Source organism: Achromobacter deleyi, assembly GCF_016127315.1.
Lineage (GTDB): Bacteria > Pseudomonadota > Gammaproteobacteria > Burkholderiales > Burkholderiaceae_B > Achromobacter > Achromobacter insuavis_A.
The window spans coordinates 5,326,420-5,353,215 of the sequence record NZ_CP065997.1 but is presented as its reverse complement, the minus strand read 5'-3'; the positions used below and the strand labels follow the sequence as shown (position 1 = coordinate 5,353,215).

The 26,796-nt window shown below is 70.0% G+C and carries 23 protein-coding genes; 8 read left to right on the top strand and 15 right to left on the bottom strand.

Annotated elements, in window-relative coordinates; translation table 11 throughout:
- Positions 1-54: 54 nt before the first annotated feature.
- Both I6I07_RS24085 and I6I07_RS24080 read right to left on the bottom strand, forming a co-directional pair.
- Positions 55-1,137 carry a site-specific integrase gene (locus I6I07_RS24085; RefSeq protein ID WP_198484025.1) on the bottom strand — a complete coding sequence of 361 codons (1,083 nt, stop codon included), beginning with the start codon at positions 1,135-1,137 and terminating at the stop codon, positions 55-57.
- Positions 1,138-1,241: 104 nt separating this feature from the next.
- Entirely contained in the window at positions 1,242-2,174 is a 933-nt protein-coding gene (locus I6I07_RS24080; protein ID WP_198484024.1) for a 2-hydroxyacid dehydrogenase, read from the bottom strand.
- Positions 2,175-2,303: 129 nt separating this feature from the next.
- Between I6I07_RS24080 and I6I07_RS24075 the strand changes: the two genes are divergently transcribed.
- Together I6I07_RS24075 and I6I07_RS24070 are read left to right on the top strand one after the other, a co-directional pair.
- Positions 2,304-3,206, top strand: a complete 903-nt coding sequence (locus I6I07_RS24075; RefSeq protein ID WP_198484023.1) for a LysR family transcriptional regulator — start codon at positions 2,304-2,306, stop codon at positions 3,204-3,206.
- Positions 3,207-3,373: 167 nt separating this feature from the next.
- Positions 3,374-4,024 (top strand): TetR/AcrR family transcriptional regulator, encoded by a 651-nt coding sequence (locus tag I6I07_RS24070; protein ID WP_420094519.1) that lies wholly within the window; start codon positions 3,374-3,376, stop codon positions 4,022-4,024.
- On the opposite strand, the gene I6I07_RS24065 is transcribed toward I6I07_RS24070, so the two are convergent.
- The 6 genes from I6I07_RS24065 to I6I07_RS24040 are packed head-to-tail and all read right to left on the bottom strand — an operon-like array spanning position 3,999 to position 11,786.
- Positions 3,999-5,378, bottom strand: coding sequence for an MmgE/PrpD family protein (locus I6I07_RS24065; protein WP_198484022.1), 1,380 nt, complete (start codon positions 5,376-5,378; stop codon positions 3,999-4,001). The genes I6I07_RS24070 and I6I07_RS24065 overlap by 26 nt on opposite strands.
- Positions 5,379-5,392: 14 nt before the next feature.
- Positions 5,393-6,475 carry a hypothetical protein gene (locus tag I6I07_RS24060; protein WP_198484021.1) on the bottom strand — a complete coding sequence of 361 codons (1,083 nt, stop codon included), beginning with the start codon at positions 6,473-6,475 and terminating at the stop codon, positions 5,393-5,395.
- Positions 6,472-7,275 (bottom strand): ABC transporter ATP-binding protein, encoded by an 804-nt coding sequence (locus I6I07_RS24055; RefSeq protein WP_198484020.1) that lies wholly within the window; start codon positions 7,273-7,275, stop codon positions 6,472-6,474. Before I6I07_RS24055 ends, I6I07_RS24060 begins: the two co-directional genes overlap by 4 nt.
- The gene (locus tag I6I07_RS24050) at positions 7,272-8,360 is read right to left on the bottom strand and encodes a FecCD family ABC transporter permease (protein ID WP_198484019.1); all 1,089 of its coding nucleotides are present in this window, start codon (positions 8,358-8,360) and stop codon (positions 7,272-7,274) included. Before I6I07_RS24050 ends, I6I07_RS24055 begins: the two co-directional genes overlap by 4 nt.
- Positions 8,357-9,505, bottom strand: a complete 1,149-nt coding sequence (locus I6I07_RS24045; protein ID WP_232625718.1) for an ABC transporter substrate-binding protein — start codon at positions 9,503-9,505, stop codon at positions 8,357-8,359. Before I6I07_RS24045 ends, I6I07_RS24050 begins: the two co-directional genes overlap by 4 nt.
- Positions 9,506-9,515: 10 nt before the next feature.
- Positions 9,516-11,786, bottom strand: coding sequence for a TonB-dependent siderophore receptor (locus I6I07_RS24040; RefSeq protein ID WP_232625716.1), 2,271 nt, complete (start codon positions 11,784-11,786; stop codon positions 9,516-9,518).
- Between the two features lie 299 nt (positions 11,787-12,085).
- On the opposite strand from I6I07_RS24040, the gene I6I07_RS24035 reads away from it, so the two are divergent.
- The 6 genes from I6I07_RS24035 to I6I07_RS24010 all read left to right on the top strand — a co-directional run bounded on the left by I6I07_RS24035 (position 12,086) and on the right by I6I07_RS24010 (position 19,150).
- Entirely contained in the window at positions 12,086-13,141 is a 1,056-nt protein-coding gene (locus I6I07_RS24035; RefSeq protein WP_198484018.1) for a DNA-binding protein, read from the top strand.
- A gap of 73 nt (positions 13,142-13,214) precedes the next feature.
- Positions 13,215-14,315, top strand: a complete 1,101-nt coding sequence (ydiK, locus tag I6I07_RS24030) for an AI-2E family transporter YdiK (protein ID WP_198484017.1) — start codon at positions 13,215-13,217, stop codon at positions 14,313-14,315.
- Positions 14,316-14,468: 153 nt separating this feature from the next.
- A complete protein-coding gene (locus I6I07_RS24025) occupies positions 14,469-15,647 on the top strand; it encodes a cystathionine beta-lyase (protein ID WP_198484016.1) in 1,179 nt (392 codons plus the stop codon).
- Positions 15,648-15,892: 245 nt separating this feature from the next.
- A complete protein-coding gene (locus I6I07_RS24020; RefSeq protein ID WP_198484015.1) occupies positions 15,893-16,618 on the top strand; it encodes an RNA pseudouridine synthase in 726 nt (241 codons plus the stop codon).
- 413 nt (positions 16,619-17,031) lie between these two features.
- Positions 17,032-17,985: a S66 peptidase family protein gene (locus I6I07_RS24015; RefSeq protein ID WP_198487652.1), complete on the top strand. Its 954-nt coding sequence runs from the start codon at positions 17,032-17,034 to the stop codon at positions 17,983-17,985.
- Between the two features lie 16 nt (positions 17,986-18,001).
- On the top strand, positions 18,002-19,150 hold the full coding sequence (locus I6I07_RS24010) for a zinc-binding metallopeptidase family protein (RefSeq protein ID WP_198484014.1): 1,149 nt from the start codon (positions 18,002-18,004) through the stop codon (positions 19,148-19,150).
- A 30-nt stretch (positions 19,151-19,180) separates the two neighbouring features.
- On the opposite strand, the gene I6I07_RS24005 is transcribed toward I6I07_RS24010, so the two are convergent.
- The 7 genes from I6I07_RS24005 to I6I07_RS23975 all read right to left on the bottom strand — a co-directional run bounded on the left by I6I07_RS24005 (position 19,181) and on the right by I6I07_RS23975 (position 26,785).
- Positions 19,181-20,044, bottom strand: a complete 864-nt coding sequence (locus I6I07_RS24005) for an SAM-dependent methyltransferase (RefSeq protein WP_198484013.1) — start codon at positions 20,042-20,044, stop codon at positions 19,181-19,183.
- Positions 20,045-20,084: 40 nt separating this feature from the next.
- A complete protein-coding gene (locus I6I07_RS24000) occupies positions 20,085-21,392 on the bottom strand; it encodes an APC family permease (RefSeq protein ID WP_198487651.1) in 1,308 nt (435 codons plus the stop codon).
- A 284-nt stretch (positions 21,393-21,676) separates the two neighbouring features.
- Positions 21,677-22,321: a helix-turn-helix domain-containing protein gene (locus I6I07_RS23995; RefSeq protein ID WP_198484012.1), complete on the bottom strand. Its 645-nt coding sequence runs from the start codon at positions 22,319-22,321 to the stop codon at positions 21,677-21,679.
- Positions 22,322-22,415: 94 nt separating this feature from the next.
- Entirely contained in the window at positions 22,416-23,870 is a 1,455-nt protein-coding gene (locus I6I07_RS23990) for an N-acyl-D-amino-acid deacylase family protein (protein ID WP_198484011.1), read from the bottom strand.
- A gap of 27 nt (positions 23,871-23,897) precedes the next feature.
- On the bottom strand, positions 23,898-24,890 hold the full coding sequence (locus tag I6I07_RS23985) for an ABC transporter ATP-binding protein (RefSeq protein WP_198484010.1): 993 nt from the start codon (positions 24,888-24,890) through the stop codon (positions 23,898-23,900).
- Positions 24,887-25,900 (bottom strand): ABC transporter ATP-binding protein, encoded by a 1,014-nt coding sequence (locus I6I07_RS23980; protein WP_232625714.1) that lies wholly within the window; start codon positions 25,898-25,900, stop codon positions 24,887-24,889. The genes I6I07_RS23985 and I6I07_RS23980 overlap by 4 nt, the downstream gene beginning before the upstream one ends.
- A gap of 9 nt (positions 25,901-25,909) precedes the next feature.
- Positions 25,910-26,785 carry an ABC transporter permease gene (locus I6I07_RS23975; RefSeq protein ID WP_198484009.1) on the bottom strand — a complete coding sequence of 292 codons (876 nt, stop codon included), beginning with the start codon at positions 26,783-26,785 and terminating at the stop codon, positions 25,910-25,912.
- Positions 26,786-26,796: the final 11 nt, after the last annotated feature.

Sequence of the window (26,796 nt, the reverse complement as noted above, 5' to 3'; positions counted from 1 at the left end):
TGTATGCAAGCGCGCGCCGGGGCTCCCGTCCGTCGGGCGGGTGTGGCGGCCGCGCTACGCCGTTTCGTCCCCGGTTGGGGTGTCCAGCAGGCGCGCCGCGCGCGACCGGGGCGCGGCGCCGGCCCGGAAATACCCCATCACGGTGGCCACGCTGGCATGGCCGGTCATGGCCATGGCGTCGCCCAGCGGCACATTCTGGCGTCCGGCCTCGGTCACGAAGCCCGAGCGCAGGCTGTGGGCCGAGAAATCGCCCTCGATGCCCGCCAGGCGGCAGCGTTCCTGGACGATGGCGCGCACCGCGGCGGCGGCGAGCGGCTCGCCGATCACGTCGCCACGGCGGATGCGGCGGAACAGGGCGCCCTGGCGGATGCCGCTGGCGGCCAGCCAGGCGTCCAGGGCCAGCGCCGCCGCGCCGGCGATCGGCTTGCGGTCCTGGGCGCGGTCGGCGCCGGACTGGTTGGTCTTGGAGTGCGACAGGAGATAGAGGTAATCCTCGCCCACCTTGCGGGTGTTCTCGACGGTGGCCCCGACCACCTCCGACCGCCGCCGGCCGCCGCTGGACCAGGCGAACAGCAGCAACGCCCGGTCGCGCAGGCCGCGCAGGGAGTCGTCGCAGGTGTCCAGCAGGGCCTGCAGCGGCTCGCGCGTCAGGGCGTCCTTGCGGGCAGGCGTGGCGCCCCGGCGGGCGTAGGCGCGGCGGGTGCGGGCCAGCAGCTCGCGCACGGCGGCGGCGCGGCAGGGGTTGGGCTGCCCGGCCAGTTCATGGGCCTTGGACAGCACCGACAACCGTTGCAGCAGCGTGTTCAGGCTGGGCGGCCCGAGCCGGCCCTTGGCCTTGAGCCGCACCAGCTCACTGTCCAGCGCCGGCGGCAGCTCCGATGTCAGCCCCTGGGCGCTGGTCCGCTGGGCGTGGTCCACCACGAACTGGATCACCGCGGCCTCGGACAGCGGCAGGGCCAGGGCCCGGCCATAGCGCAGGCCGAACCAGGCCGACCAGTAGCGGATCGCGGCGCGATAGCTGGCGGCCGTATTGGGCGAACTGCCTTCGCGCAGCAGGTCGCGCATGGCGGCGTCGGCCTGGCGGTCGAGCGCGCCGGGGTCCAGCAGGGGCAGCGGGGCCGGGGAGGAGGGCAGCATGCGGGGCGGGAAATGACCGGGGACGGGGAGCCGGCGTGGCGCGGCCCGTGGATACTATCATTCCCTCGCCGGGACCCGCTGGCCGCCCGACAGCGAGGACGCTGCTAGATGGGCGTCACCGGCCCCCGTCCGAAGAACACGCCCTCCAGGTTCAGCATGAAGATCCCGAACTGGGCTGCGATCGCCTCCGGCGACCAGCCGCCCACATGCGGGGTCAGCAGCAGGCGGTCCTGCGCGACCAATTCCGGGGGCGGGGCGGGTTCGCTTTCATAGACATCCAGCGCCGCCCCGGCGATGCCGCCGGACGCCAGCGCGGCGGCCAGGGCCTGCGTATCCACGATGCTGCCCCGGCCGACATTGACCAGGTAGCCGCCCGGGCCGAGTTCCCGCAGCACGGCCGCGTTGACCATGTGCCGCGTCGCAGCGCCGCCGGGCATGGCGCAGACCAGCACGTCGCACCAGCGCGCCAGCGCCAGCGCGTCATCGAAGTACCGATAGTCGAATTCCCGCCGCGCGCGGCGGTTGTGGTAGCCGACCGCCATCTTGAAGGCCTGGGCGCGGCTGGCGATGCGTTCGCCCACCGACCCCAGGCCCAGGATGCCGAGGCGCTTGCCCGAGACGTTGGCGGGCAGGGCGATGGCCGTGCGCCAGACGCCCGCGCGGCAGAGCCGGTCCAGCGCCAGGAAGTCGCGCATCGCCGCGATCACCATGCCCATGGCGTGGTCGGCGACGCATTCGTCGTTGGCGCCGCGCCCGTTGGTCACCCAGATGCCGCGGGCCTGGGCCGCCGCCACGTCGATGTTCTCGTAGCCGGCGCCCATGCTGGCGACCAGCCTGAGGCGGGGCAGCCGGTCCATTTCATCGGCGCGCAGCCCCAGCAGGCCGATGGTCAGCACCGCCTCGAATTCGGCGCCGCGGGTCTGCACGACGCGACCCCGCTCTTCGGGCGTCAGCGCGAACGTGGGTTGATGGCGCTGCCGCAGGGCCGCCTCTTGCGCGGGACCCAGCTCGCAGAGCACCAGAACGGAAATGCTCATAGTCGGATTGCTCTCACTGAAACTGCCACGATCTGCTCCTTGCCGTGCGTGTCGGGGGGCGACTGTAGCGCTCCTCTCAATGAAGAACAATCGCTAAAATCAGCCGGAATTATTCAGAAATCCTGATCAATGACTTCCGACATCAATTTCAATCTGCTCCGCGCTTTTCTCCTGATCGCGGAGACCCGGAGCTTTCGCGGCGCGTCGGAACAGGCGCATCGCTCGCAGTCGGCGATCAGCGCGCAGATCAAATTGCTCGAGGCGCAGGTCGGCGCCGAGCTGTTCCACCGCACCACGCGCAGCGTCCAGCTGACGGCGGCCGGCAAGCAGTTGTTCGACGCCGCCCGGCGCGGCGTGCGCGAGGTCGAAGCGGGGGTGAGGGAGGTGCGGGAGACGCTGGCCTTGCAGGCCGGCCACGTGGCGGTCGCGGCAACGCCGATTGCCGCCGCCGCGCTGCTGCCGCCCGTGCTGGCCCGCTTCGAGGCCCTGTATCCCGGCGTCGGGATGTCGGTGCGCGAGCGGCAGTCGGCGGACGTGCAGGCCCAGGTGCTGCGGGGCGAGGTGGATTTCGGCGTGGTTCCGGGTCCGATGGGCGCCGAATGCGATTTCGAGCCGCTGGTGGCCGAAGAGATCTGCGCGCTGATGGCGCCCCGCCTGTGCCCGGAGGCGGCGGATCCGATGGCGCTGAAGGATGTCGCCCGCTTGCCCTTGCTGCTGCTCAGCAACGCCACGTCGCTGCGCATCCTGCTGGATCAGGCGGCGATGCGGGCGCGCGTCCGCTTGACGCCGAAGTACGAATGCATACAGGCCCATACCTTGATCGCGATGGCCGCGGCGGGGCTGGGCGTCGCCATTCTTCCTCGGCTGGCTTTGCCCGCCAGGCCGCCCAAGGGGCTGCGGATCTGCCGGCTGTCGCCGCCGCTGACGCGCCAGATGGGGCTCCTGACCCTGCGGGGGCGCAGGCTGGCGCCCGCCGCCGACAAGCTGGCCGCCCTGGTTCGGGAGACCGCGATCAAGGTTGTCGCCCGGTAGCGCCGCTGCCGTGCCGGGGCGCGCATCCTGCGAGGCGCGTCACGGGCTGCGATGCTCGTCTCGCCATCGATGATTGCTTCCCCAAGGCCGACATTGGCGCACCAAGGGGTAGCGACAACGGATCGCCTATAAACTGTGCCTCTTTGCCTGATGCCGGAATCGTTGCCATGAAAGTCCCCCGAGTCGATGACAAGCCGCCGCGCCCGCCGCGTACCAAACCCGCGGAGGTCCGGCTGGAAGAATTGATGGCCGCCGCCGAAAAGCTGTTCCTGGCCAACGGGGTCGAAGCCACCACCATCAATGCGATCGTGGAAGAGGCCCAGGTCGCCAAGGGCACGTTCTATCACTACTTCTCCGCCAAGACCGACATGCTGGCGGCGTTGGCCGAGCGTTACACGCGCCAGTACCTGGAAGCCCTCGAACGCGCCGTCGATGCCTGTGCCGCGGACGACTGGGTGGGCAAACTGCGGGCGTGGGTGCACGCCAGCGTCCAGGCCTATGCCGACACCTACCGCACGCACGACATCGTCTACAGCAATCACCACCACCACGACCGCCAGAACCGCGACAAGAACGCCATCCTGGACCAGTTGCTCGGCATCCTGGAAGGGGGGCGGGCCGCCGGCGTGTGGGCGCTGCCCCGACCCCGGATCACGGCGCTGCTGATCTATTCCGGCGTGCATGGCGTGACGGACGACGCCATCGCGGCGCGCCTGGAGGATTGCTCGGAATTCGCCCGTGACGTCGCCGCGGACTGCCTGTGCATGCTGGGCGTGCCGCCGCCACCCGTGCCTATGCGCTCCCCGCCAGCGCCTTGACCAGCGCGGCGACGCAGGGCGCCTGCGCCAGATCGTTGATCCGCGCGGCCACAAGGGGGGCGGCGCGACGCATGGCGGCGCTGGCAGACTGGCTGCAGCACTGCATGAATTTGCGCTCGAGCGCGGCCTGGTCGAGCGGGTTTTCGGGCCATCCCCGTCCATACGCGGCCGGCACCACGAGCGGCGCCGCATCGGCTGGCCGGATCTCCAGGCGGCAGGCATCGAAGCGCGCCAGCGATGGATCTTCGATGATCTCCACTCGTTGCGCCAACGCCTGCACGGCGGGTTCCCGGGCCGCCCTGGCGGTGAACTGCGCCGGGGTGGCGGCGCCGCGCAGCAGGGCATTGGCCACGATATAGCGGGCGCTGAACTGCGCATCGATTTCGGCCGTTTCCGCCGGGGCATAGGGCGCGCCGCACACCATGCGCATGGTGGGCGACACATGCAGCCGCAAGGAGCAGTCGGCCAGATGCGGTCGCGGCAGTTCATGGCGACGCGCCAGCAATGTGTCCGTCAGCGCCAGCAGGATGCTGCAATGCGGATAGGGCTTGAAGCACGTCGCCTCGTGCCCCAGGTAGCGGTGACCCAGATCGGCCGTCAATACGTTCAAGTCCGGCTCGCCGGGCGCGTAGAGCCGGAAAAAGCCGTTTTCGCCTCCCAGGATGCGGCGGGGGCCGGTCAGGCCGGCCTGCGCCATTTGCGCGGCTTCGATCGCGTGGCGCGCCACCATGGCCTGGCCAATGCGGACCGCGAGGACCTTGTCCTGATAGTGCTGGAAGGTGCCGATGCCGGAATCGAACGCCAGCCCCACCGCCGACGTGAAGGATTCCCGCGGCAGGCGCAGCAGCCTGGCCGCGATGACGGCGCCGGAAAACAGGCCCAGCACATTGGAATCGAAGCCGCGGTAGAAGAAGCCGTGGGCCTGCGCGGCCAGGTTGATACGCTGGCCGACGTCCTGGCCGATGGCCAGCGCCGCGAGCAATTCGCGCCCGGAGGCGCCGCAGTGCTCCGCCATGGCCAGCGCGACCGGGATATCCGACGAGCTTGGATGCCAGCCCGGAGAGATCACGTCGCAGAAATCCAGCGCCCGCGCGCGCACGGCATTGACGAAGGCTGCCTGGCCCGCGGCCAGGCGGGTGCCGGTTCCCAGTACGGTGGCTTCCTCGGCGCCGCTCCAGCGCCGCGCCAGCGACAGGGCGGCTTCGACCCCGGAGGCGTCGTAACCGGCGGCCAGGCAGGCCAGGTGGTCGAGCAGGCGCAGGCGCTGAAACGCCAGCGTGGCATGCGGGATTTGGTCGCTGTGGACCGCGTGGGCGGCGTCGAGCAGGGGTGAGATCGGATCCTGGGCGTGCATGGGGTTCTCCGGGTTCAAGGCATGAAGGCTGGACGCGCGCCGACGGTGGCGCTGGCATGGCCGCGGGCATGGCTCAGGCACAACGCATTCAGGCCGGCGTCCAGGCCCGAGTACCAGGCGCCGCCCGCCAGCATCATGCGTTCGCCGTAGTTGCGCAGATAGGCCTGCGCGCGTTCGGCGGCATGGCCAACGGGAAAGAGCGCCAAGGTCTTGAGCAAGGCCGGCGCCTGGACGCCTGCCGCCGGGCGGATGGCGCCGAACGGCGCGTCCATGAGTCCGGCCGTGTTGGCGTTGCTGCCCGCCTGGCCGGCGAAGCAGTGGATGGCGGCAGAGAGCAGCGGCGCGCCCGCGTTGCCCTCGGGCGCGTGGCGCGGGCAATCGAACTTGGCCGTGTCGGCGGCGCCCGGCGGCACCAGCGCCCCATCCGCCAGCCGGATCGCCCGCCAGGCGCTGGAGCGCGCGGACAGGTCGGCATGCACGGCGTCGTTGTCGGGGATGATCTGGATTTCACCGTCCAGCAGCCGCAGGCCGGCGGTCCATTCCCACAGGTTGCCGCACAGGTCGGCAATGCCGTGCGCCGTGCCATCGTGCCGCCAGCAGTCCGGCCCCGACCCGGTCAGGGTGGCCGGATTGCCCTGGGCGCAGCCGGGCGCGCGGCCATCGACCCGCACGCCATGCCGCCCGTGCGCCATGGCGTCCCGGCCTTGATCGGTATTGCCACCGGGGATGTGGCCGCGCTCGCGGCACCACTGCGCCAGCGCGGCCCGTTCGGCATTGGTGGCCAGGTGCCAGCCGGGGCCGCAGGCGTGTGCGGCCCGATGGGCTTGATCGAAATCCATGCCGCTGCCGGGCGCCTGGCCCGGCAGGCTGAGCAGTTCGCCGGCGCGTATCACGCCGCCATAGGTGCCGTAGAACAACACCGGCTGTTGCCGTCCCTCCAGCACGAATGCCGGGTGTGCGCCGCCGGGAAAATCCTGCCTCACGATCAGATTCATGTAGCTGGCCTGTCCTCGGCGGGTATACAGCACGGTGCGCCGTCCGCCCGATGCGCGTTCCACGCGGGCGCGCAGCGCGTCCTGCTTCCAGTAGGTGATCATGGCGATGGCTCCGGTGAAGTTTGGCGCAGCGAGCCATCGACGATGACCTGCCAGTGCCCCTGGGAACATGGCTCGACCCGCGCGTCGACGCCGTAGACCCGCGCGAGCAGGGCCGGGGTGATGACCTGCCGCGGCGCGCCTTGGGCGAACACGCCTGTCTGGTGCAGGACCACCGCCAGGTCGGCAAAGCGCAGCGCGTGATTGAGGTCATGGATCGCCATGACGATGCATAGCGACTGCTGGCGCGACAGCGCGCGCAGCAGGGCCAGCACCTCGTATTGGCGTTGCAGGTCGAGCGCGCTGGTGGGCTCGTCCAGCAGCAGGATGCGGGGCGATCGGATCAACGCCTGGGCGATCGACACCAGCTGGCGCTGTCCGCCGCTCAACGCCGCCAGTTCACGCCCGGCCAGGTCGCCGATCCGCAGGGCTTTCAGCAGATGCGTCACGGCGTCGAGTTCGGTCTCATCGACCGACCAGCCCGCCCCTTGCTTGGCCGCGAGCAGTACGGCCTCGAACACCCGCAGCGACGATCCGCTGGAGATGTCCTGCGGCACGTGGGCGGGGCGATTGGGGTGCTGCGGCGGCCACGACACGACAGGCTGGCCCGCTACCGTGACCGCCCCCGGACCGGGCAACTCCCCGGCGATGCGGCGCAACAGTGTCGACTTGCCCGCCGCGTTCGACCCCAACAAGGCGGTCACGCTGCCCGGCATCAGCGCGGGCAGATCGATACCGTGCAGCACGCGCCGGGAGCCGTATGACGCGCCCACGCCGCGCACGTCGAGCAGGGACGCGCTCATGGCCGCCTCCGGCGCAGGATCAGGGTGAAGAACAGCGGCACCCCCACCAGCGAGGTGACGATGCCGATCGGCAAGGTCTGGCCGGGCAGCACCGACTTGCTGAGCACCGAGGCGGCGGACAGCAGCAGCGCGCCGCACAGCGCGGCGGCCGGCAGCAGGAAGCGCTGGTCTTCGCCCACCAGCATCCGCGCGATATGCGGTCCCACCAGCCCGATGAACCCGATGGTGCCGACAAACGACACGCAGACCGACGCCAGCAGGCTGCCCAGCAGGATGCTGCTCAGGCGCAGGCGGGCGACGGGAATGCCCAGGCTGGCCGCGCGCGCCTCGCCCAGCCGCAGCGCCGTCAGGGCCCATGCCTGGCGCGCAAAGACCAGCCAGACCCCGGCAAGCACGCCGCTCATGATGGCCAGCTTGAGCCAGTTCGCGCGCGACAGGCTGCCCATGGTCCAGAACACGACGGCCGACAGCGCCTGATCAGGCGCGGCATACTGCAGCGCTTCGAGCAGGGCGGTAAACGAGAACACGAGTGTCGTGCCCAGCAGGACGATCATCTCGCTGCTGATGCCCGGTTTGCGGCTCAGGCGGTGGATGAACAGCGCGGCGCCCATGGAGACGATAAAGGCATTGACCGGGATGGCATACGCCACTGCCGCGGTCGGCAACAGCGTCACGCCCAGCACCAGGCCGATGGCGGCGCCGAAACTGGCGGCGGCGGACAGGCCCAGCGTAAAGGGGCTGGCCAGCGGGTTGTTCAGGACGGTCTGCATCTGCACGCCCGCCACCGCCAGGCTGGCGCCGACCACCAGCGCGGACAGGGCGACCGGCAGGCGCAATTCCCAGAAGATGACCTGCACCGCCAAGGGCGCATCCGGCCGCCACAAGGCGGCCAGTACTTGCCCGGGCGGATAGACCGCCTGGCCGGTCGACAGATCCAGGCCCAGGCAAGCCAGCGTCAACAGGGTGATACCGAGCAGGATCAGGCGCTGGCGCCGGACCCGTCGGCGGTAGGCCCGCCGGCCTTGTTCGCGTTCGGCCGGCGAGGCGGATTGCGGGACGGACAGCGCAGTGAGTTCGTGTGTCATGAGTCGGTGTTCAGGCTGAGCCAGTAGCCCGGTTGATAGGCAACGGGCAGGAACCGCGCATGCAGCTCGCGAAAGGTGGCGTCGGGATCGAGCGTGGCGAAGCGCTCGGGATGCAGCCACTTGGCGACCTTCTGCAAGGCGACGAAGTAGTAGGGGTTGTCATAGAAGGGGTGCCAGATGGCGTGTACCCGCCCCCGCCGCACGGCGGCGAGCGTGCGATAGGCCGGCCGCTGCATCAGGCGCCGCAGGCGCGCGTGGCCCTCGGATGGATCGGCGCCCGGGCCGAGATTGACCCAGTCGCCCGTCGGCGAATACAGCCTCCAGTCTGCCCCCGTCACCAGAATGACTTCCGGATCGGCGGCGATCACCTGCTCGGAGTGCAGCGTGCCAAAGGTGCCGTGCAACCAGTGCGATCCCAGGTTGTCGCCGCCGGCGGCCCTGACCAGCTCGCCGAAATTGCCGTCGCCATAGGACAGGCAGCAATCGTCGTACAGGCCGGCCGCCCGCTCGACCATGACGCTGGGGCGATGGCCGAGGTCCCGCAACGGCGCCATGACACGGTCGATCTGCCTCTGGCGAAACTGCAGGAAGGACTGAGCGCGGACAGGCTCGCCCAGCACCTCGCCCATGATTTCGATGCTGCGTCGGGTGTTCTCGAACATGCGCGTGCGGAAGTCGACGTAGGCCAGGGGCACGCCGGCCCGCGCCAGCCGCGCCACCAGGCCGGACGATTCGGCGGCGGCGCGCGAACTCAGGTTCAGCACCACCACGTCCGGTTCCAGCGAAATCGCCAGTTCGATGTCGATGGCGCCCACATTGGATCCCCGAAACGTGGGAATGCGGTCGATCGTGGGAAAACGCTGGCGATAAGCCAGGTAGCCCCCCAGGTCGGCGGAACGGAAGTTGTCGCCCCAGCCCACGATGGGCGTGAATGGATCGTCGGGACGCAGCAGCGCAACCACGTAGGCCAGCGGGCCGTCGCCCAGCACGATACGGCGGGCCGGCAGGCGCGCCCGTACCTGGCGGCCGGCGATGTCGGTCAGCGTGGCGGTGCCCTGCGCGGTGGCGCCCGCCGTGGCCAGAGGCAGCAGCGTGGCGCCGGCCATGCCGCGCAGGATCGCCCGGCGGGCGGGGGAGGGTGTCACAGGCACCGGCTCACCAGCGGTAGCTCAGCGTCGCGACCGCGCTGCGGTCCTGGCCGATGAAGCAATACATCGCCGATACGCAACTGGCGACGTAATGCCTGTTGGTCAGGTTGCTGACGTTCAGCCCCAGGCTGGCGCCGCGCAGGCCGGGCGACAGCCGGGCCAGGTCATAGCTGAGCGCCATGTCCAGCAGCGTGACGGCGGGCACCTTGAAGGTGTTGGCCGGGTCGCCGTAGGTCGAGCCCAGGTAGCGCACGCCGACGCCCGCCAGCAGGCCCGCCAGCGGACCGCCGCCGACGCGGTAATCCACCCAGGCCGAGGCGCTGTGGCGCGGGGTCTGGGCCAGGCTCTTGCCGCGATACGCCGCATCCTTGACCAATTGATTGTCCAGGTAGGCATAGCTGGCGATCAGGTTCAGGCCGGGCGCCAGCCGGGTGTTGGCCTGCAGTTCGACCCCTCGCGAGCGCACTTCGCCCGATTGCGTCCAATAGCCCAGATGGCGGGTATCCGACGTCTTGACGTTGGTCTGGTTCAACTGGAACACGGCCGCGCTCAACATCGTGGCCGAATTCGCGGGTTGGAACTTCACGCCCGCTTCGTACTGGGTCGCCTCGGTCGGCTTGAAGGCGCTGCCGCCGTAATCGTTGCCCAGCACCGGGTCGAACGAGGTGGCATAGCTGAAGTAGGGCGAGAGGCCGTTATCGAAGACATAGCCCAGGCCCGCGCGCGTGCTCCACTTGCGGTCTTTCTGTTCGCTGCGCTTCCAGACGGGCGAATAGCTGCGCGATTCATCCTCGGTTGTGGAGGAGTCGTGCCGCGCGCTCAACGTCAGGCGCCAGCCTCCGTAGGCCACCTGGTCCTGGGCGTAGATGCCCACGCGATCAAAGCGCTGGCGCACGTTGTAGGGCCAACGGGTCCTGCTGTCGGTGAAATCCGGCGTGGCGACCGGGCGATAGTGGTCGGGATCGTAAGGGTCGAACGCCACCGGATCCATGCGATACGAGTCGTTGCGCAACGTGCCCTTGGCGTAGTCGACGCCCAGCAGAAGGGTGTGCCGGGTCGGACCGAGGTCGAAGCTGCCAGTGAGGTTGTTGTCGGCCGAAAAGGTGTTGGAGCTGGCCGGCGCCAGGCCGTAGGTGCCTTCGAGCCACAGGTGGCCGGCCCGGTTCTGGTAGCCGTAGATCGAGGTGCGCTTGATGTCGGAGTCGACGTACATGTAGCGCATGTTGCTGTTGAAGGACCAGCCATTGCCGAAATCATGGCTGAACAATGAGCTGATCGAATCCTGCTTGCGGCTCGATCCCTGGAAATCCATGTCGGTGTAATTGCGCCGGCGGTCCACCCGCGGATAGGGGCTGCCGTTCAGGCCCAGGGCGACCGCCGGCAGGCTGTTGTAGTCGGGAATCTCCGGCTCGCGCGAATGCGTGGCCAGCAGCGTCCACGAGGTCGAGGCCGTGGGCCGCCAGGTCAGGGCGGGCGCCAGATAGACGCGCTGGTGCCTGACGTCCTCGACCTGGCCCTTGGCGTCCAGGCCGATCGCGGTCAGCCGATAGAGCCATTGGCCGTCCTGGTCGAGCGGGCCGGTGGTATCGATCGCGATCTGCCGGCGGCCGAAATTGCCCATCTGCAGATTGATCTCGTGGGCGGCTTCCGGCTGCGGCCGGCGGCTGACCTGGTTGACGATGCCGCCGCCCGTGCCCTGGCCGTACACGGCCGAAGACGGGCCCCGCAGCACTTCCACGCGTTCCAGCGCGAACGGATCCACCTGCGTGGTCCAGGTCGATACGTTGGTGATCATGCGCAGGCCGTCCAGGTAGTAGTCAGCGTCCACGCCCCGGATCCGGGTCAGGTCCAGCTGGCCGCCGAAGCCGCCGTACTTCTCGCTGTAGGCGCCAGCGGTATAGCGCAACGCCTGGCTGGCGCTGGCCGGCTGCTGCACGTCCATCTGCCCGCGCGTGATGACGGAGATCGACTGCGGCGTCTCCAGGATGGGGGTTGAGGTCTTGGTGCCGGCGCGGGATTGCTCCGCCACGTATCCATGGACCGGTCCTTCGGCGCCCGCGTCGCTGTCGCCGCTGACCGTGACGCCCGCAAGGGTGGGCACTTCGGCGCCGGCGTCGCTTGTGTTGCCCGGCGGGGACGCGGCCAGGCCGAGCGAGGGCAGGACCAGCAGGGACGCCAGCAGCAGCCCGGCGCCCGCGCCAAGGGCCGGAATTGCCTGGGGAGGGGGCGCGCAAAGGGGAGACGCAGAGGCGGGGAGAGCCTTGAATCGGCGGGTCATCGTGTACATCCGTGAGTGGGCAGAAAGCGGTGCAGTATATTCATCGACCGACCGTCGGTCAATGTAAATAAATCGCATTTGCGCTTTGGCGGCGGCGATGCCCCAGGCACGGGTAGGGGCTAGTGGAGGAGGGGCGGATTCCGTGTACGAGAGGCAAATTCCCTCGAATACCGCCGTGGTTGTGAGATATATATGAAAATATACATATGCTGTATGATATCTAACGTATATATGAAATTACTCACGATAAGATTCCATTATCGTGAGTAAACAACCGCTTTGATCCGGGAAATCGAGCCATGGCCACGGGAATTACGGAACTGGATGTCTGGCGTGCCTCCGACGCCTTGCTGCTGGAGGGCGCGCGGCCGACCATCGAGCGGGTGCGCCAGAAGATCGGGCGCGGCTCGCCCAATACGGTCAGTCCGCACCTGGAATCCTGGTTTCGGTCGCTGGGGGCCCGCATCCAGGATCCCGGCGCCTTCTCGGCCCCCGCCGCCGTGCCCGAGCCGGTGGCCCAGGCCGCCGCGCATTTCTGGGAATCGGCGCTGGCCGCCGCCCGCGCCGAACAGGCCGAGGCCAACCGCCAGCGCTGGGCCGAACTGCACGAAGAAGGCGAGCGACTGGACGCGCTCACCGAACAATTGCGCCTGCGCGAGGCAAACCTGGAAAACCGCGAACGCGACCTGCAGGAGGGCCTGAAGGTGGCGACCGGGCAACTGGCCGCCACCGAGGAACGCCTGCGGGCGGCCGAGGCGCAGCTGCGCCAGCGCGACGAGGCCCTGGCGGTCGAGCAGCGGCAGCTGGCGGACGCGCGCAATGCCTTGCTGGCCCACGTGGCCGATGCCGAGCGCGCCCGGGGCGAGCAGGCCGAGGTCCTGGCCGCCACCCAGGAGCGCCACGCCGCCCACGAGCGCCGCTGGCTCAACGAGCTGGACGCCGAGCGCGGCAGCGTCAAGCGCCTGCAAGCCCGCCTGGAAGAGCTTCAGGCCGCCCAGCAGCAACAGGCCGAACAGTCGCGCCAAGCCCTGGCGCAGGCGGCCGAGCGCCTGCGCGGCGCGCAGGCGGATGCCGCCGACCAGCTGCGGGCGGCCCAGGCCGAGGTCCTGGCCGTGCGCGCGGAGGCCCAGGCGCAATTGGGTCGGCAACTGGCCGACATGGCCGTCGCCCAGGAGGCGCTGCAGGCCTCGCGCCGCCGCGAACAGGACCTGACCCAGCGGCTGGCGGCCAGCGACGCCCAGGTGACGGACCTGCTGGGCCAGTTGCGGACCCGCGACGGGCAGTTGCTGGAGCTGACGCGCCACCTGATCGCCGCCCCGGGCGCGGTGCGACCCACCCCGGGCGGCGCCAAATAGGTGGTATTGGCGGGTATTTCGGATAAATTCGTACACGGCCCGATCCTTGCGCGGCCGTTGCCTGGAGCACCGCTTGAACCCGAACCCACGCCCGCCCGCGGACCTTGCCCGCAACCTGCTCGTCGTCGTCATCCTGTCGGCCCTGATGATCGGCAGCCTGTATGTGCTGAAACCCTTCCTGTTCGGGCTGATCTGGGCCACCACCATCGTGGTGGCCACCTGGCCGGTGATGCTGGCGGTGCAGAAGCGCTGCGGCGGCCGCCGCTGGATGGCGACGGTGGCCATGCTGATCGTGCTGCTGGTGGTGATCGTGCTGCCGCTGTACCAGGCCATTTCGACGCTGGCGCTGCATGGCGGCGCCATCATGACCTCGATCAAGAGCCTGCCCGACTACGCCCTGATGGCGCCGCCGGGCTGGGTGCAGGGCATCCCGCTGGGCGGGCCGCGCATCGCGCAGGAATGGCAGGCGCTGGCCGATGCCGGCGCGGGCGGACTGCTGGCGCGCCTGGAGCCCTATGTGACCATGGCGGCCAAGTGGCTGCTGAGCAATGCGGCCATCGTCGGCGTGTTCGTCATGCACATGCTGATCACCATCGTCATCGCCGGCATTCTCTATAGCCAGGGCGACGTCGCCGCCAATTTCGTGCAGCGCTTCGCCAACCGCCTGGCCGGCCATCGCGGCGTGGCGGCGATCCGCCTGGCGGGCCTGTCGATCCGCGCGGTGGCGCTGGGCATCGTGGTGACGGCGGTGGTGCAGTCGGCGCTGGGCGGGCTGGGCCTGTGGATCGCCGGGGTGCCGGCGGCCGGGATCATCACCGCGCTGATGCTGATGCTGTGCCTGGCCCAGCTGGGGCCGTTCCTGCCGTTGCTGGGCGGGGTGATCTGGCTGTTCCAGAACGACATGAAGGTGGCCGCGATCCTGCTGCTGGTTTGGGCGGTGCTGGTGACCATGCTCGACAACCTGCTGCGGCCGATGCTGATCAAGCGCGGCGTGAACCTGTCGATGCTGCTGATCCTGGCCGGGGTGCTGGGCGGCATGTTCGCCTTCGGCATCGTCGGCCTGTTCATCGGCCCGGTGATCCTGGCGGTGACCTCGACGCTGCTCAAGGCCTGGGTCGAAGAGGTGCCGCCGCCCGAGGCGCCGGCCGTCGCCAGGCAGCCCACCGATCTCTGAGGCATCGCGGGCCGGGCATCGGCCTCCAATGCCTGGCGCCGGGCGCCCGCCGGAACCGCAAGCTGGTGCAATTTTTATTGCCGCCAGGTCCGTATCCTTGGCGGGTGCGCCGCGGCTCGCGGCGCGTGGCCCGCATCCAACCAGGAGACCTCCGTGACGACCGATTCCACGCAACCCTTCGATTGGCGCCTCGCCGTGGTCGATCCCACCCCGCGGGCGCCGGCGGGCTTTCGCTCGCTGGTCACGCCGACCAGCCGCGGCTCGACCACGTTGTTCGAGCGCGCCGCCGACCTGCGCGACGATTGGGACGCGGAAAAGGCGCCGTATACCTATGGCCTGCACGGCACGCCCACCGTGCTGGAACTGGGCGCGCGCATCGCGCAACTGGAGCAGGGCCGCCATTGCTTCATCACGCCGGGCGGGCAGGCCGCCATCGCCTTGATCTACCTGGCTTTCTGCGGCGCCGGCGACCACGCGCTGCTGCCGGATACCGCCTACGGTCCCAACCAGGGGCTGGCCGGCGGCCTGCTCAAGCGGCTGGGCATCGAGGTGCAGACCTACGATCCGCTGATCGGCGCGGGCATCGCCGCGCTGCTGCGGCCCAATACCCGGCTGGTCTGGTGCGAGAGCCCGGGCTCGGCCACCATGGAAATCCAGGACGTGCCGGCGATCGCGGCGGCCGCCCGCCGGGCCGGCGCGGTGGTGGCGCTGGACAATACCTACGCCGCCGGCGTGCTGTTCGACGCCTTCGCCCACGGCGTGGACGTCACCATGCAGGCGCTGACCAAGTACATCGGCGGCCATAGCGACCTGCTGCTCGGCTCGGTGACCTGCCGCGACGAGGCGCACTACCGGGCGCTGGGCGAGGCCCGCAATTTCCTCGGCATGGCGGCCTCGCCGGACGATTGCAGCCTGGCGCTGCGCGGACTGCAGACCCTGGGGGTGCGGCTGGCGCAACTGGAACGCGGCACGCTGGAGGTGGCGCAATGGCTGGCGCGCCGGCCCGAGGTGCGGACGGTGCTGCACCCGGCCTTGCCATCGTGCCCGGGCCACGAGATCTGGAAGCGCGATTTCACCGGCTCGGCCAGCGTGTTTTCGATCGTGCTGCGGGACGGCCCCAGCCGTGCGCAAATCGAGGCCTTCGTCGACCGGCTCGCGCTGTTCAAGATCGGCTACAGCTGGGGCGGCGTGACCAGCCTGGCGGCGCCATACTTCAACCTGCGCCGCACGCTGCGTCCGTATGGCGACCGGCTGGTGCGCCTGAATGTGGGGCTGGAGCCGCCCGCGGCGCTGATAGCGGACCTGGAACAGGCGTTCGCGGCGCTGGCCTAGAGCCTGTTCACGCGACCAGGAGCCGTGCACTGACCCAGGCGCGGGAACGGCCGTCGCGGCGCCCGATCGCGGTGGCCTCCGCGGGAAAGGGCGTAACATCTCGAGCCAGGCGCTGTCGCCGCGTTCGCGCGATGCCTCGCGGCGCCGGCCTTTCCCGTTTTTGACGCAGTATCCGAGATGACGACGTACCCGCCGATTGCTTTCCTTTCCCGTTCCCAGGCCTCCCACCGACAGGCGGGCCGGCCATGAGTGACAGCGCCCGACTGGCCAAGCGCCTGGCCACCGAACAATCCTGTTCGCGCGGCGACGCCGAACGCTACATCGAGGGCGGCTGGGTCGCCGTGGATGGCAAGGTGGTCGAGGAACCCGGCCACCGCGTCCAGCCCGGCCAGACCGTCAGCCTGCTGCCCGGCGCCCGCCTGGAAGAGATGCGCCCGGTCAGCGTGCTGGTGCACAAGCCGGCCGGCCTGTCGGCCTCGGATCCGGCCGAGTCGGCGCTGGACCTGGTCGTGCCCGCCAACCTGATGCCGGGCGACCGCTCGGGCCAGCGCTATCTCAAGCGCATGTTCAATGGCCTGAAGCTGGCCACGCCGCTGGAGCGCGCGGCCAGCGGGCTGGTGGTGTACACCCAGGAATTCGCGGTGGCGCGCAAGCTGATCGAAGAGGGGCGCCACGTCGAGCAGGAATACATCGCGCAGGTGCGCGGCACGCTCGACGCGGCCGCGCTGGCGCGCCTGCAGCGCGGCCTGGCCTATGAGGGCCGGCCGGCCACGCCGATGAAGGTCAGCTGGCAGAATGAGAGCCACTTGCGCTTCGCGCTGAAGACGCCCGCCCTGGGATTCATCGAGTACGCCTGCGACAGCGTCGGGCTGCAACTGCAAGCCCTGCGCCGAATCCGCATCGGCCGCCTGCCGATGGCCGGGCTGGCGGTGGGGCAGTGGCGCTACCGGTTGGAGTACGAACGCTTCTAGCGTTACGGCGCGTGCCCGCCGCCACGGCGAGCGGATCGCGGGCGTGTTCGAGGCGCTGTTGGCCTGCCGGACACGCAGTTACGTACTTAAAGTGGATTCTGGGATAAGTTCAAGTGAATTCTGGAATTCGCTCACCACAGACTTCATCTTGTTTCTCTGTTTATTGTTCAAACTATTGATAAATAAGAATAATAAAAACTGACCTGGAAGGATGGCATATGCCCGCAAGGCAACGCGAGCGGCACGCTCTGATGGATCCGGCACGGCGCGGCCTGCTCAAGGCCGCCGGCGCGCTGGGCCTGTCCAGCCTGGCGCTGGCGGGTTGCGCGAGCCGGGTGGCGGCGCCGGCCGACCGGGGCGAGGGGGCCCCGTCTTCTGGGCCGTCCGCTGCGGCGCCGCGACGCGACGCGCCCGTGCCGGCGCTGCGTCCGGGCGGCCGCGTCGCCATCGTGGCGCCGGCCTCGGCCGCCGATGGCGCGGCCTTCGAGGCGGCGGATTGGCTGCAGGCGCGCGGTTACGACCCGCGCATCATGCCGGCCGCCTTGACGCGCAGCGATGCGCCGTACGACTACCTGGCCGGCGACGACGACGCCCGGCTCAACGACCTGCACGCGGCCTTTGCCGACCCGGCCATCGACGCCATCTGGTGCCTGCAAGGCGGCTTCGGCTCGTGGCGGCTGGCGGACCGGCTCGACATCGGCCTGCTGCGCCAGCACCCCAAGCCCTTCATCGGCTACAGCGACATCACCGCGCTGCACCTGGCGATCCAGCGCCATGCCGGCTTCGTGACGTTTCACGGGCCGATGCTGGCGCAGGACCTGGTGGCCGGCAAGCAGGAGCCCACCGCCAGCCACGTGCTGGCGATGGTCGGCGGCCAGCTCGGGCAGGGCGCCTGGATCGACGCCCCGCCGGAGTCCAGCCCGGTGGTGCTGGCGCCCGGCGTGGCCAGCGGCCGGCTGGTGGGCGGCAACCTGGCGCTGATCGCCGCCATGATCGGCTCGCGCCACGAGATCGCCACGCGCGACGCCATCCTGTTCATCGAGGACGTCAACGAGGCGCTGCCGCGCATCGACCGCTTGCTGTCGCAATTGCGCGCGGCCGGCAAGTTCGATCGCATCAAGGGCGTGCTGGCCGGCAATTTCACCCGCCTGGGGCTGCCGGGGGGCGACGCGGTCGGCCAGAGCCTGTTGTTTCCGCTGCTGCTGGAGCAATTCCAGGCGCGCGGCATCCCGGTGCTGGCGGCCTGGCCCAGCGGCCATGGCGACCCCAACCTGACGTTGCCGCTCGGCGCGCGGGTGACGCTGGACACCCAGCGACGCGGCCTGCGGCTGGAACAGGCCGTGGCGGTCCAGGCCGCGCCGCTGTAGCCCGGAGACCCGCCGCATGAATCCTTTCTTCGATACCCTGAGCCGCCGGTTGAACGCGCCCGAACGCCAGCGCCCGCGGCAGCGGCATGCCCGCGCCAAGGCGTTCCATTGCGTTTGCGGCCAGCGGGTGTTCTTCAACAACACCGAATGCCTGAACTGCCATCGGCAACTGGGCTTCGATCCGCGCCACGGCCACATCGTGGCGCTGGATCCGGGCAAGACGGAGGGTTCCTGGATCGAGGCCGGGCGGGTGCGCGGCAGGACCTTCAAGCGCTGCGCCAATTTCTCGTCGCCGGCCGCCTGCAATTGGCTGCTGCCGGCCGCGCGCGCGGATCATCTCTGCATCGCCTGCAGCCTCAATCGCACCATCCCCGACCTGTCGGTGCCGGGCAATGGCGCGCTGTGGCGCAAGGTCGAGAGCGCCAAGCGCCAGTTGATCGCCCAGTTGCTGACGCTGGGGCTGCCGATTCCGCGGGCGCGCACGCCGGGCGACGGCGGGCTGGCGTTCGACCTGCTGGCGCCGTCCGACGACGGCGCGCCGCTCCTGACCGGCCATGGCCATGGGCTGATCACGCTCAATATCCACGAGGCCGACGACGCCTACCGGGTCCAGGTGCGCGAGGCGATGCACGAGCCGTACCGCACCCTGGTGGGCCATTTCCGCCACGAGATCGGCCATTTCTATTGGGACCGGCTGGTGGCCGGCAGTTCCTGGCTGGCGCCATTCCGTCAGGTGTTCGGCGATGAGCGCGAAGACTACGCGCAGGCGTTGCGACGCCATTACGAGCAGGGCGCGCCGGCCGACTGGGCGCAACGCTTCATCAGCGCCTACGCCTCGTCGCATCCCTGGGAAGACTGGGCCGAGACCTGGGCCCATTACCTGCACATGATGGACGCGCTGGACACCGCTTTCAGCTTCGGCGTGGCGCGGGTGCCGCTGGAGCAGGTCAGCGATCCGTTCACCCGGGCCTCGCTGTACGACCCGGACGATCCCGAGGGCCAGGGTTTCCTCGACCTGGTCAATGGCTGGGTGGCGCTGACCGGCGTGCTCAACGAGCTGTCACGCAGCATGGGTCAGCGCGACTTCTATCCCTTCGTGCTGCCCGCCGCCGTGGTGGGCAAGCTGCAGTTCGTGCACCGGGTGATCCGGGCCGCGACGCGCTGACGCCGCGGCCGGCCCCGGCATCGCGGCCGCTCAGATGCGCCGCGCCGACCATTCGCCCTTGCCGGCGGCGCTGCCCTGGATGGTGGTGCCGTTGACCTCGCCGGTATAACGCACGCCGTCGGCGGTGAACGAGATGGTGCGGCCATCCATGCGCGCGTCGGAGATCTCGCTGGAACCCAGCTTGCCCGACAGCATCTGGTACTGCTGTTCCAGCTGCAGGGTGCGGCCGCCCACCTGCCAGCGGCCATCGACCTTGGCCGGCACCACCCACAGCAGCGCGTTGCAGTAGGTCTGGCAGGCCTCGGTCACGGTTTCGGAGGCATCCGGCTCCCAGTCGCCCATGCGGAAGGTGTTGGACACGATGCGGGTGCCCGGCGGCAATTCCAGCAGCTTGGGCCGCAGCTTCTCGTTGATGGTCGACAGCAGGAACATGGTGATCACATCGGCCTGCGACAGGTCGGTCTCGAACAGGTCCGCGACCTCGAAGGTGGCGCGGCGCGACATGCCGGCCTTGGCCGCGTTGCTGCGCGACAGCGCCACCAGGTCGGGGTTGTACTCGATGCCCTTGGCGGTCAGGCCGCGCTGGGCGGCGGTGATGACGGTGCGGCCGTCGCCCGAGCCCAGGTCCATCAGCCGGTCCTGCGGCGTGACCTGGGCCATGTCGAGCATCTTGTCCACCAGCGTCTGCGGGGTCGGCACCCAGATGACGTCCTTGCCGTCCTGGCCGACGTCGGGCACGTAGCCTTCGGTCGCGGCGGCCTGGGGCGCGGCGGGAGTGCCTGCGCCGGCGGCGCGGGCCTCGGCCAGGACCGACAGGGACAAGGCCAGCGCCAGCGCCGATGCCATGACGGTCCAGCGGCGGGCGGGCGAGAGGGACGAATGGGCACGTTGCATGATGAAGACTCCTAGGGCGAAGAAAAGCGGGAGGGGCGGCTCATTGCAGGTCGCGCCTGTCCGGGGCGCGCGTCTCGGCGGGGCGCAGCAGCCGCAGCATCGGCACGCCCAGCACCAGCACGCCCAGGCCGATCAGGGCCCCGGCGCCAGCGTAGGCGGCGCTGGAATAGACCAGGCCGGCGCAGGTCAGCGCCAGCAGGGCCGGGGTCAGCGGATACAGGGGCACGCGGAACGGCCGCGGACGCGCCGGGTCAAGCTGGCGCAGGCGCCATACCGACGCGGCCACCAGCAGCATGAACAGCCAGAACACCGGCGCGGTGTAGGCCACCATGGTCTGCACCGCGTTGTGGCTGAAGGCGCCCACCGCCAGCAGCGCCAGGGTGATGACGCCCTGCGCCAGCAAGGCGCTGACCGGGGTCTCGTTGCGTTCGTTCCAGCCGGCCAGCGCGCGCAGCCGCGGCACGTCGCGGCCCAGCGCGTAATAGACGCGGGCGCCGGTGATGATGGTGCCGTTGATGGTGCTGAGCGCGGTGGCGCAGATCACCAGGCTCAGCAGGGCGGCGGCATAGGGGCCGGCGGCCAGCTGCATCACCGCCGCGCCCAGCGCCGGCGTGTCGCGCAGGCCCTGCAGGCCGAACAGTTCCAGCAGGGCGAGATTGGTCAGGAGATACGCGCCGGTCACCACCACGGTGCCGATCAGCAGCACCCGCGCCATGTTGCGGCCGGGATTGCGCAGCTCGCCGCTGAGATAGGCGGCCTCGTTCCAGCCGCCGTAGGTCAGCAGCACGAACACCATGCCCATGCCCATCAGTCCGGCCGGGTTGCCGCCCAGCGGCGCCGGCGCGGGCGCGGCGGGCGAGGCGGTGAACAGGGCGGCGCCCAGCACCGCCGTCAGCGCCACCAGCGTCAGGATCGTGAACAGCCATTGCAGGCGCTTGGAGTGGCGGGTGCCGGCCACGTTCAGCGCGGTCAGGCCGATCACCGACAGCGCCGCGTGCACGGTGGCCCCATGCGTGCCGAGCGGCAGCAGCTGCTGCGCGTAGTCGCCATAGATGAAGGCCACCACGGCGATCGCGCCGGTCTGGATCACGGTGCAGCGCGCCCAGGCGAACAGCAGGCCGACCCGCGGCCCCCAGGCGCGCGACAGATACAGGTATTCGCCGCCGGCGCCGGGATAGGCCGCGCCCAGTTCGGCATAGCAGAGCGCGCCCACCAGCATCACCAGCCCGCCCGCGGCCCAGTAGGCCAGGTACATCGCCTCGGACGTGGCGTGCTGCGCTACCAGCGGCGGGAAGCCGAAGATGCCGATGCCGATCACCACGCCCACCAGCACCACGGTCGCGTCCATCACCGACAGACCGGGCGGGCCGAGCGCGTGCGCGCCCGCGCCGCTCCCCGCGCCGGCTGCACTGGGGCTGGGGCGCAAGGAAGGGGGCAAAGGCGGCATCGAAGTCTCCCGGGGATCGCCAGCGCACGGGCGTGCGGCGTGTCAGGCGTTCATCCTGACAGTAGGCTGAATAAAGAGTGACCCCGGGCGGGGAAGGAAAGTTTCTACGGGATTTCCCGTAGCCGATGCGGGCCGCGGTCAGGCGCGGGACGAGCTCCCGCCGGGAGGCGGGCCCGCGAAAGGGCTTACTGCTTGGGCGAGGCCGGCTTCAGGCGCGACGGCACTTCGTCCAGGTCGCTGCAGACGGCCAGCACTTCGGCCGGCTTCTTGCTCAGCGACAGGTAGACGTGGCCGATGCCGCTGTCGAAATAGGCGGACTCCAGCCGGTTCAGTACCACGCTGTCGCCGTTCTCGAACTGGATGCGCACCTTGCCCGACAGCACCAGCGCGAATTCCTGGCCGGGATGGCGGATGTAGTCCTCGAACTCGACCACCTTGCGCGAATCGATCAGCGCCAGCATCGGCATCATCTTCTTGCCGGGGTATTCCCCCATCAGCAGCCGGTAGTGGTAGTTGTCCGTGGCGTAGTCACGGGCGTCGCTGAGCTTGTTCTTCACGTAGGTGGGCGCCACCTCGGCCTGGGGCGCGTCGCCCAGCATGAACATGCGCGTCATGTCGATGTCCAGCGCCCGGGCCAGCGCGGCGAACTTCTCGTAGCTCAGGGCGATCTGGCCCAGTTCGGCCTTGGAGAGCGTCGATACCGCGATGCCGCTGGCCTGCGACAGCGCCTGCAACGTCATTTTCCGGGCCTTGCGCTCGGCGCGCAGGCGGGCGCCCATTACTTCCTTGCCCACGATGTCGGGTGGGGCCGTCTTGCGGGTAGGGGCCATGTAGCGGTCTGGGCGTCTAGGGGTTTTGGGGAGAAAGCGGGCGGGGCCCGCAAGCCCCGCCGCGCATACGCCGGATTGTATAAGGCGGCGCCGCTCAGGCGGGCGTGCGCGCCAGCACGCGGCCGACGTGCTCGCCGGTGAAGGCCTGCTCGCGCCACACGGGCACGCCGTTCACGTAGACCGAATGGATGCCGGCGGCGCGTTCGGTCGGCCGTTCGAAGGTGGCGGTGTCGGCCACGGTGGCCGGATCGAACACCACCAGGTCGGCGAAGTAGCCCGGCCGCAACTGCCCGCGCTCGGCCAGGCCGAAGCGCTCGGCGGTCAGGCCCGTCATCTTCCAGACCGCCGTTTCCAGCGGGAACAGGCCCAGGTCGCGGGAATAGTGGCCCAGCACCCGCGGGAAGGTGCCCCACAGCCGCGGGTGGGGACGTTCGTCGTGCGGCAGGCCGTCCGAGCCGATCATGGTGGGGCCGAACGCCAGGATGCGCTGCACGTCGGGCTCGTCCATCATGAAATAGATCGCGCCGGCCGGCTGCAGCTCGGGCACCACGTCGTACTTGGACTTGCCGCGTTCGGCCGCGACCTCGTCCAGGTCGCGCCCGCTCAGTTCGGGGAAGGGCTTGCACCAGGTGATGATGGTGCGGCCGGCCAGCAGCACGCGGTCCTGCTTGAGCATGGTGGAGCCGGCCACGTAGGGATAGGCGTCCAGCGACACGTCCTGGCGCGCCATGGCGGCCTCGATCAGCGGCAGCGTCTCGCGCGAACGGCCGAAGTTGGGCTGGCCCATGACCTTGTGGTGCGAAATCACCACCGGCACGTCCAGCTCGCGGCCGATGCGGAAGGTTTCCTCCAGCGCCGCCACGATGTGCTCGCCTTCGTCGCGCATGTGGGTGGCGTAGATGCCGCCGTGCGTGCTCAGGGGGCGGCAGACCTCGATGATCTCCTCGGTGGTGGCGCGGGCGGCGGGCGGGTAGAAGGCGCCGGTCGAAATGCCGATGGCGCCGCTGGCCATGGCTTCCTCGGCCAGCGCGCGCATGGCGTCGATTTCGTCGTCGGTGGCCGCGCGCTGCAGGTCGGGCATGACGGCGGCGCGCAGCGTCGAATGGCCCACCATGCAGGCGGCATTGACCGCCGCCGGCGTGGCGCGCAGCGCGTCCAGGTAGTCGGCAAAGCGCTTGAAGTGGTACGAACCGCCTTCGTCCAGCAGGTCCAGCGGCGCCGGCGGGTTGGCGTGCGCCAGCGGCGCCAGGCTGATGCCGCAGTTGCCGGTGACGACCGTGGTGACGCCCTGCGAGATCTTGGGCGTCATGTCGCGGCGCTTGAGCAGGTAGTTGTCGTCGTGGGTGTGCGAGTCGATGAAGCCGGGCGCCAGCACCTGGCCGGCGACGTCGATCCGGTGGCGCGCGGAGGCGTCCGACAGGTCGCCGATGGCGGCGATGCGGTCGCCGCGCACGCCGACGTCGGCGCGCTGTCCGGGGGTATTGGCGCCGTCGATGACGGTGCCGCCGACGAACAGGTAGTCAAAGGGCTGCGATTCGGATGAAGTCATGGGATCTCCGGTGAATGTCGGGGCGGCTCAGGCGAAATGGCAGGCGACTAGTTGGCCTGCGCCGACCGGGCGCGCCACGGGTGTTTCCTGGGCGCAACGCGCCTGGGCCTGCGGACAGCGGGTGCGGAAGGCGCAGCCGGACGGCGGCGCCAGCGGACTGGGAATCTCGCCCTTGAGCACCGCGACGGGGGCGCGTTCGCCGCGGCGGGCCGAGGGCACCGCGGCCAGCAGGGCACGGGTGTAGGGGTGGGCCGGGTGGTTGAAGACCGCGTCGCGGGTGCCGGTCTCGACGATCCTGCCCAGGTACATCACCGCCACGTGGTGGCTGATGTGGCGCACCACGCTCAGGTCGTGCGAGATGAACACATAGGTCAGGCCCAGGTCGCGCTGCAGGTCCATCAGCAGGTTGATGACCTGCGCCTGCACCGACACGTCCAGCGCCGAGACCGGCTCGTCGCAGACGATCAGGCCCGGTTCCGGGGCCAGGGCGCGCGCGATGACGATGCGCTGGCGCTGCCCGCCGGAGAATTCGTGCGGATAGCGGTCGGCCGCATCCGGCCGCAGGCTGACACGGGCCAGCAGCTGCGCCACGCGCTCGCGGATGGCCTCGCGGCCATAGCCGAAATTGCGCAGCGGTTCGCCGATGATGTCGCGCACCCGCATGCGCGGGTTCATCGACGAAAACGGATCCTGGAAGATGAACTGCATCCGGCGCCGCATGGCGCGCAGCTGGCTGCTGTTCATGCCCGCCAGGTCGGCGCCTTCCAGCAGGATGCGGCCCTCGGTGGGGTCGGTCAGCCGGATCAGGCATTTGCCGGTGGTCGACTTGCCGCAGCCGGACTCGCCCACCAGGCTCAGGGTCTGGCCGCGCGCGACCGACAGCGACACGCCGTCGACCGCGCGCAGCACCTTGCCGCCGTCCACGGGAAAGTGCTTTTTCAGGCCGACCACCTCCAGCAGGGGGGCGGAGGGGGCGGAGGCCGCGGCGGGGGCGGGGAAAGGAGCGTCGTGCAGGTTCATCGCGGATCTCGTTCCAGCGTGGCGGCGGGCGCGGCCTGGCGCGCCCAGCACCAGACGCGGTGGCGGTCGCCGGCGGCGACCTCGGGCGGGGCCTCGTCGGCGCAGCGCGGCAGGGCCTCGGGGCAGCGCGCGGCAAAGGCGCAGCCGCGCGATTCGGGCGTCACCACCGGCACGATGCCGGGCAGCTCGGCCAGGCGGGCGGTATGGTCCTGGCCGTCGACGAAGTCGGGCAGCGAGCGGATCAGCGCCTGGGTATAGGGATGGGCGGCATGGTCCAGCACGTCGTCGACGCTGCCTTCCTCGACCTTGCGGCCGGCGTACATGACGATGACCCGCTGGCACATCTGCGCCACCACGCCCAGGTCGTGGGTGATCAGCACGATCGCCGTGCCCAGCCGCGCCTGGATGTCGCGCAGCAGGTGCAGGATCTGCGCCTGGATGGTGACGTCCAGCGCGGTGGTCGGTTCGTCGGCGATCAGCACCTTGGGCTGGCAGGCCAGCGCCATGGCGATCATGGCGCGCTGGCGCATGCCGCCGGACAGCTGGTAGGGGTATTCGTGCACGCGCCGGGCCGGGTCGGAGATCTGCACCAGCTCCAGCAGCGCCTCGGCCTGCTTCATGGCCTCGCGCCGCGACAGGCCCTGGTGCAGCATCAGCGGCTCGCTGATCTGGCGGCCGATCGTGAATACCGGGTTGAGCGAGGTCATCGGCTCCTGGAAGATCATCGACAGCTGGTTGCCGCGCACGGCCCGCATGGTCTTCTCGGGCAGGGCCAGCAGGTCGCGGCCGTCGAATTCGACGCTGCCGCGCGCCACGCGCCCGGGCGCCCGCAGCAGCCGCATGATGGACAGCGACGTGACGCTCTTGCCGCAGCCGGATTCGCCCACCAGGCCGAGGGTCTCGCCCGGCATCAGGTCGAACGACAGGCCGTCCACGGCCAGCACCGTGGTCTCGTCGCCGTCGAAACAGGTGGTCAGGTCATTCACTTGCAGGACAGGTTGGGATGGCATGCGCGCTCCTTACAGCTTTTTCGCCAGGCGCGGATCGAGCATGTCGCGCAGCCCGTCGCCCACCAGATTGACGGCCAGCACGGCCACGCCCAGGAACAGGCCCGGATACAGGATGATGTGGAACGCCACCGCGACGAAGTTGCGGCCCTCGGCCATGATGTTGCCCCAGCTCGGGGTCTGCGGCGGGATGCCCACGCCCAGGAAGCTCAGCACGGCCTCGGTCAGGATGGCGGAGGCGGCGATGAAGGTGGCCTGCACCATCAGCGGCGCGAACAGGTTGGGCAGGATGTGGCGCAGCAGGATGGCCGGCACGCGGGTGCCGGCGGCCACCGCCGCCTCGATGTACGGCTGCTCGCGGATGGTCAGCACCAGGGCGCGCACCAGCCGCACCACGCGCGGCACCTCCGGCACCACGATGGCCACGATCACGGTGCCCAGGCCGCCCTTGAGCGTGGCCATCAGCGCGATCGCCAGCAGCACGCCCGGAATCGCCATCAGGCCGTCCATGATGCGCATGATCACGGCATCCAGGCGGCGGAAGTAGCCGGCCAGCATGCCCAGCAGGACGCCGCCCGCGGTCGACACCAGCGCGACCACGACGCCGACCAGCAGCGATACCCGCGCGCCCCACAGGGTGCGGGCGTAGACGTCGCGGCCCAGCGCGTCGGTGCCGAAGAAGTGTTCGGCAGAGGGCGGTTTCATGCGCGCCATCGGGTTGATGTCCTGCGGATCGATCGAGGTCAGCCAGGGCGCGGCCAGCGCGATCACCGCGAGCGCCAGCAGGATGGCGCCGCCGACGTACAGCATCGGGTGGCGCCGCAGCGAGCGGGCGGCGCGGCGCCAGCGCGGTCGCGGCACGGCCAGGGGCAGGGTGGTGGTGGTCATGGATCGCCCCT